Annotated in this window: 6 protein-coding genes and 1 pseudogene; 3 read left to right on the top strand and 4 right to left on the bottom strand. The window is 41.5% G+C overall.

The annotated features are described in order from the left end of the window. A pseudogene (locus tag V7D75_RS03140) lies at positions 1–244 on the top strand (DNA topoisomerase IV subunit A); the annotation flags it as partial. Positions 245–386: 142 nt separating this feature from the next. On the opposite strand, the gene V7D75_RS03135 reads toward V7D75_RS03140, so the two are convergent. Both V7D75_RS03135 and V7D75_RS03130 read right to left on the bottom strand, forming a co-directional pair. Beyond that, positions 387–866 (bottom strand): hypothetical protein, encoded by a 480-nt coding sequence (locus V7D75_RS03135; protein ID WP_333613375.1) that lies wholly within the window; start codon positions 864–866, stop codon positions 387–389. A gap of 253 nt (positions 867–1119) precedes the next feature. Then, positions 1120–1719, bottom strand: coding sequence for a hemerythrin domain-containing protein (locus V7D75_RS03130; protein WP_333613374.1), 600 nt, complete (start codon positions 1717–1719; stop codon positions 1120–1122). Between the two features lie 267 nt (positions 1720–1986). Between V7D75_RS03130 and V7D75_RS03125 the strand changes: the two genes are divergently transcribed. Beyond that, complete coding sequence (locus V7D75_RS03125) at positions 1987–2817, top strand: HAD family hydrolase (protein ID WP_333613373.1); 831 nt, start codon at positions 1987–1989, stop codon at positions 2815–2817. An 87-nt stretch (positions 2818–2904) separates the two neighbouring features. Here the strand turns inward: V7D75_RS03125 and V7D75_RS03120 are convergent, their stop codons facing one another. Beyond that, positions 2905–3168, bottom strand: coding sequence for a hypothetical protein (locus tag V7D75_RS03120; protein ID WP_333613372.1), 264 nt, complete (start codon positions 3166–3168; stop codon positions 2905–2907). Positions 3169–3552: 384 nt separating this feature from the next. Here V7D75_RS03120 and V7D75_RS03115 point away from each other — a divergent pair, with 384 nt between their 5' ends. Continuing rightward, entirely contained in the window at positions 3553–4674 is a 1122-nt protein-coding gene (locus tag V7D75_RS03115) for an ABC transporter substrate-binding protein (RefSeq protein ID WP_333613371.1), read from the top strand. Positions 4675–4801: 127 nt separating this feature from the next. Here the strand turns inward: V7D75_RS03115 and V7D75_RS03110 are convergent. Then, positions 4802–5702 (bottom strand): FUSC family protein (locus tag V7D75_RS03110; RefSeq protein WP_333613370.1); only part of this gene is annotated, 901 nt, incomplete at its 5' end.

The raw sequence follows: 5702 nt of genomic DNA, 5'->3' as shown, positions 1-5702 counted from the left end.
TGCCCTTGACGATTTGCCTGAACAGGCACGTGGTAAGGGTAATAAGCTGATCAAATTAAAACACGGTGAAGAAGTACTTGACATCACGCCACTCAGTCAGCAAGACAGCCTAGTCATCACCGCTGGCAAACGCCACGTGACGCTAAAGCCTAATGATTTAGCCAATTATACGGGCACTCGTGGTAATCGCGGCGGTCAGTTGCCAAGAGGCTTTCAGAATGTGACGAGCGTTGAGATTGGTTAATAATAGCTATGCTTGGCATGCTAATCTTTAACATTTAAAGCTTACAATACTTTTAACAAAAAGCCGCTTATACACAAGGTGTAAGCGGCTTTTTTAGGCAGGCTAAAACAGATGACAATTATTGTCAAAAGACATTACTCATCTAAAAATTGCTGGATTCGGTATCTTTAAAAACTGCCGTCAAAAAGCTTTCAATCTGAGTACTTGTCATTAGATAGGGATTGTAGTCAGAACCTGCTGAGAAGCTTTTTAGGGCATATTCTTCATCTTCAGCACTTGATGTTAGATATTTAACTAAAAACCCTTTCCATTGACGTGATTCAATTTCCTCTATATTAACAATATTAGGGAAAATGGTTGAATGCTTGTCCAGTATTTTTGCTAAGGCAATATTGATAGCAGGCCTTGTCCCTTGAAAACTTTGAACGAAATAACCTTCGCTAATGACTAAAGCGGAAACGATATTGTTTTCTTCAAAATATCTTCGCCAATACTCATATGCACGAGTCAGCTCGATTCCCGAATCTAGGTCAATATTTTTGGCGACATATGTCATGTTGATAAGAATATGCTCGCCATTTCTTTTTTTCCCTTCAAGGGTATGACTTGTTGTTGTGTCCATAAGGAATCTTATTTATAAAAAGCTTATTTAAGCTAAGATACACTTTATTATAAAAAATAATCAATAAGGTTTTTGCATTTTGACCAATTTTCTATCACCTATCGTGATTTCTTAGGCTTATAGCTATCGTAAATACACTCTTGGTTTATTAATAGTTTGAGTAGGGTGCGTTCCACGCACCGATAAGATTGATAATGTATGGAAATGGTGCGCTGAGCGCACTCTACATTTAAAGGCGCAATATCCTGTTCTTTTAACCCTGCCTTAACCCCAAAATCGGAATCACTAAGTCTTCCTCATCGGTCAGATGCTGCGACAGTAAGTCGGTTGCCTCCACCAAAGTCTGATGCAATTGCTCGGCAAGTGCTTTATCCTCAACCTCACTTTTCGCCAGCGTATTATTTTGCACTTGCAACTTATCGAGTAGCGCATCCAAGCGCCCATGGTCGCGACCCAATATTTCAAACGCAGGTGCAAGCTGCGGATACATTCGAATAAACTCGGGGAAAAACCCCTCATCCTCGACGCCATGATGCTGATGCAATTTGAGAATGTGCATACTGATACGTTTGAGTAGCTGCGAGCGATACTCTGCCCAGTCATACTCGCCAGATTGATAAGCCCCACTTATCTGTGTCAAGATACGTTGACGCTTGCGTATGTTAGTATGTACCTTTAACCAGCCCGATGTTTTGTAAGCATAATCCGCGCTAAACCATTGATCTGGTGGTAGCTTATTAAATAAGAATAACCAATCCGTCTCAAGCCGACTGTCAGGATGACGCGGCGATAGAATAAATAAGTCATCGTCTAAAGATTTTTGGCTAGCAGTGTTATTGGTAGATACGGGCATTATATTATCCTTATCGCACAGTTTCGCATTGTATTTATTAATAATACTAAACCTATTAAACATGGTGTTAAGAGGTTATATAAAGTCAAAAGACAGAAAATCAACCGTTTCTCTTGCTGTGTTTTTAGCTCTATAAAATGCATACTTACCCATAAGTTCAAATTATATTGTTAGTCATAACCCTTAAAACTATTCAGCAAGTTTCAACGACTTTTTATACTTGCTTTGAATACCTAAATAGTCGTTTTTTAAATATAAAGGATACTCATGTTTATTGTAGATAAGGCGGCGCCGGCCAGTATGAATCAGGCGTTACCAGTGCCGAAAGTGATATTTTTTGACATTGACGATACGCTTAGCCGTAACGGTATTATCGCTACGCACAACCAAGCGACTCTTGAGGCGCTAGCCAAGACTGACATTAAATTGGTGATTTCGACCGGACGCTCTAAAGCGATCTTGCCAGCAGATATTTTAGCCTTGCTCGAAGCGGATGTCTTAGATGCCATCATTTGTATGAATGGACAATATAGTTTTGATAATAAAGGCTTGATTAGCCATTATCCACTGTCTGCTGAGCAAGCGGACAAAATTGTGCAGTTATGCCAGACAAGTCAGCTGATTCATAAGTTTGACTCGGCGACGCACATTGCTTGGTCAGGCGAAAACGAGCGTTTGCGTGATTTTAATGCCAAAACGCCGAACTCTATCGTTGATCCACTCTATTATCAATCAAACCCCGTTTATCAATGCTCAGTGTTTTTTAATAATCAATTCGATAAAATGCAAGAGATCGACTTTGCACAGGACGATTTAAAACTGGTACATTGGCATCATATCGGTGCCGATATCTTGCCGATAGAGGCATCCAAGGCGCGAGGCATTAAAGACGTCTGTCGCTATTATGGCGTAGATGCCAATGAGTGTATGGCGTTTGGTGATGGTATGAATGACTTAGAGATGTTTGATTTAGTCGGCTATGCGGTAGCGATGGGTGATGCAAAACAAGAATTGATTGCGCGTGCAGATTTTGTCACCGGTACGATTGAAGAGCACGGTATCCAGTCGGTACTCGAGCAATTTCATATAGCGTCTTGATAAATAGTTATAAAAACCGCTATTTATCTAAGGCGTGTCCTCATTTTTAAAAGAAGAACCCGTCCTAGCAAAATTTAACGACGCTATTTAACGACGCTTAGCCATCAAACCATAAAGCCAGCTACCGACTTTATAAAATCCGGCGATGATTAAAATAATTACCAACGCTGCGAGCACATAAGCCAGCCAATTTGGTACGTGGCTTAGCCAGCCAATGGTAAATGCCAAACCCAGATAGGTTTCAACTGGCCAATTTAGAATTGGGGTTGGCGAGCCTGAATTAAATACCATCATAAAACCTATGATGCCAATCAAAGCCATCACTATCCCAGCGCGTACACGATTATTCATTGTCTTCCTCTTTTAATTCAATCAAATTGGGTAAAATTGTCTTATTTTTATTGTTTAAAGTCTCATACGGCAACTATAGTGGCATAAAACGCGCCTATCATGTCGCCTTTTTGATTACGATGCTATGGTAAATCTGTTTATTCTATAAAACGCTATTGTTAAATCAAGCATAATAAAAAGCTGCATTTGTCATCATTTATGACCATTTGGCATATTATTTTTAATCGCCTTAACTGTAACGATACTAGCAAAAACGCTATGCACGATTGCCCTTTAAATTATGCGCAATCATAGCCATAATGGTTTACATAGCTGTAAATTTAGCATCGTGCCTGTTTTACGGGTTTTCTTGCTTTGCACCATTCTTATTTTAGGAGAGATATTTTGACTCATTTATCATTGTCGCGCGCTGTTGCTCATAGCGCTCGCATGCTTCCAAAAGCCTTATTAGCCGTGGCGGTTGGGCTCGCACTTGTGAGCTGTAGTAAATCAGATAACGCCGCTACCGATGGCGCTGCGGCCAGTGCAGAAACGTTAAACCTGTATAACTGGTCGGAATATATGCCGCAAGAAATCCTCGATGGTTTTACCAAAGAGACCGGCATTCGCGTCAATTACACTACTTTTGACTCGAACGAAGCGATGTACGCTAAGCTTAAATTGCTTGATGATTCCAGCCAATACGATTTAGCGATTCCATCGACGTATTATGTGGAAAAAATGGCCAAAGAAGGACTGCTACAAGAGCTTGATAAATCCAAACTAAGCAACTTTAAAAATCTTGATACCTCCTTTACCAATACCAAGGTTGACCCAGAAAACAAATACTCGATTCCTTATATGTGGGGCAGCACCGGCCTTGCTATCAATGGCGAAGCGGTCGATCCTGCGACCGTAAACAGCTGGAATGACTTATGGCGTCCTGAATATAAAGGTCAAGTGATGCTGATGAATGACATGCGCGAAGTGTTTGGCATGGCGCTATTGACCTTGGGCTATTCAGGTAATAGTAAAAATCCTGAGGAAATCAAAGCCGCTTACGAGAAGCTAACGACCTTGATGCCAAATGTAAAAACCTTTAACTCGGATGCTTCACGCATGCCGTATATGGAAGGGGAAACCACGGTTGGTATGAGCTGGAATGGTGAAGCCATCATCGCCAATAACGAAGGTTTGACTAGCCTAGTGTATAAATATCCAACTGAAGGGGCTATTCTTTGGATGGATAACTTTGTTATTCCAAAAAACGCCAAACAAGTCGATGCGGCGCACAAATTTATTGATTATTTACTGCGTCCTGAGAACTCTAAAATCGTCAGCGAAGAGATTGGTTACGCCTCGCCGAATATGGCCGCGCGTGAGCTGATGCCAGAAGAGGTGCGCAACAATCCAACCATTTATCCAAGCAAAGAAGTATTAGCAAAAGCGGAATTCCAAGAAGATGTTGGCGATGAAGCTTTGCAAGTTTATCAGCAGTATTGGGATAAGCTTAAAACGGGGCGTTAATTCTGTAAGTTAACACACATTTATTAATTGCTGTTTTAGATACCTATTATCTATCCAAAAAAACGCTGCCTTTATTAAGTCAGCGTTTTTTATTTGTCTTTTATCTATTTTTTTATTCAGCTTTTATTTATAAGTGCAAATCGGTTTCACTACCTTTATGCTCAATACGGCGCTGCTCGCGGCGCTGATAGCGCAAGCCAGAAGCAGCAAACCATTGCGGCTTGGTGGTTTGCAATAATTCACTAAGGCGCTGTAACTGTACTTGCAGCGTTTGGGTGAGCCAAAAATAGCCTTGCCATTCAAAGCCTAAGTTTTCCACACTTGGATATTCTGATACCGCAATGCGGGTAATCGGGCGAAACACTTCATCATTTGGGCTACGTAATACCGCCGCCATATGCTGCATCGCTTGGGTTAATTCGTGCTGATAATGAATCAGTAAAATATGGTTTTCATCGTCAATCTCGATATTTGCCAAGCGCGGCGCCGCGCTTAACAGTAAGTCAATAGTACCAATAATATTACGATGGGTACGCTGAATGGTCTCTAGCGTTTCTTTTTCAATCCCAGATTCGCTCGCTGTGGCGGCGATATGCGGGCGTACGGCAAGCAGGCGCTTATTGATTTTTTGAAGCGCTTTGACCAGGGCTTTATTGACTGGCGTATCTGGTACAGCCGGATTTTTTGGGTAAATAATACTGGCTGAACTGGTCGCTTTACTATATTTAAAAGGTTTTGGCACCAAAATCTCGGCATCAATATGATTGCCTACCCCAGCGTATAAATTACCGCAGGTTTCAAGGTTGCTGGCCAATAAAAACCGCCACATTAGCGTTGATTTCAGCGGTAAAATCAAGGTCGCAGCGACCGCAACCCCTGCACCAAGTAAAATATTAATGGCGCGATACAGACCATCTTGGGTGATATTGCTATGGTCGGGGCTTGAGACAATCATCAGCATGGTAATACCCGTTAGCAGCCCGATATAACCCAACTGCTTAACCGCCACGTAGCCAATAATACCGCTG

It is taken from the genome of Psychrobacter sp. (genome assembly GCF_036731945.1).
GTDB lineage: Bacteria > Pseudomonadota > Gammaproteobacteria > Pseudomonadales > Moraxellaceae > Psychrobacter.
This window is presented reverse-complemented; position numbering and strand designations above follow the sequence as displayed.

What these genes read in the sequence shown, in the direction of transcription:
- V7D75_RS03135 (WP_333613375.1), bottom strand. Translation starts at nt 866, where the DNA reads ATGGACACAACAACAAGTCATACCCTTGAAGGGAAAAAAAGAAATGGC.
- V7D75_RS03130 (WP_333613374.1), bottom strand. Translation starts at nt 1,719, where the DNA reads ATGCCCGTATCTACCAATAACACTGCTAGCCAAAAATCTTTAGACGAT.
- V7D75_RS03125 (WP_333613373.1), top strand. Translation starts at nt 1,987, where the DNA reads ATGTTTATTGTAGATAAGGCGGCGCCGGCCAGTATGAATCAGGCGTTA.
- V7D75_RS03120 (WP_333613372.1), bottom strand. Translation starts at nt 3,168, where the DNA reads ATGAATAATCGTGTACGCGCTGGGATAGTGATGGCTTTGATTGGCATC.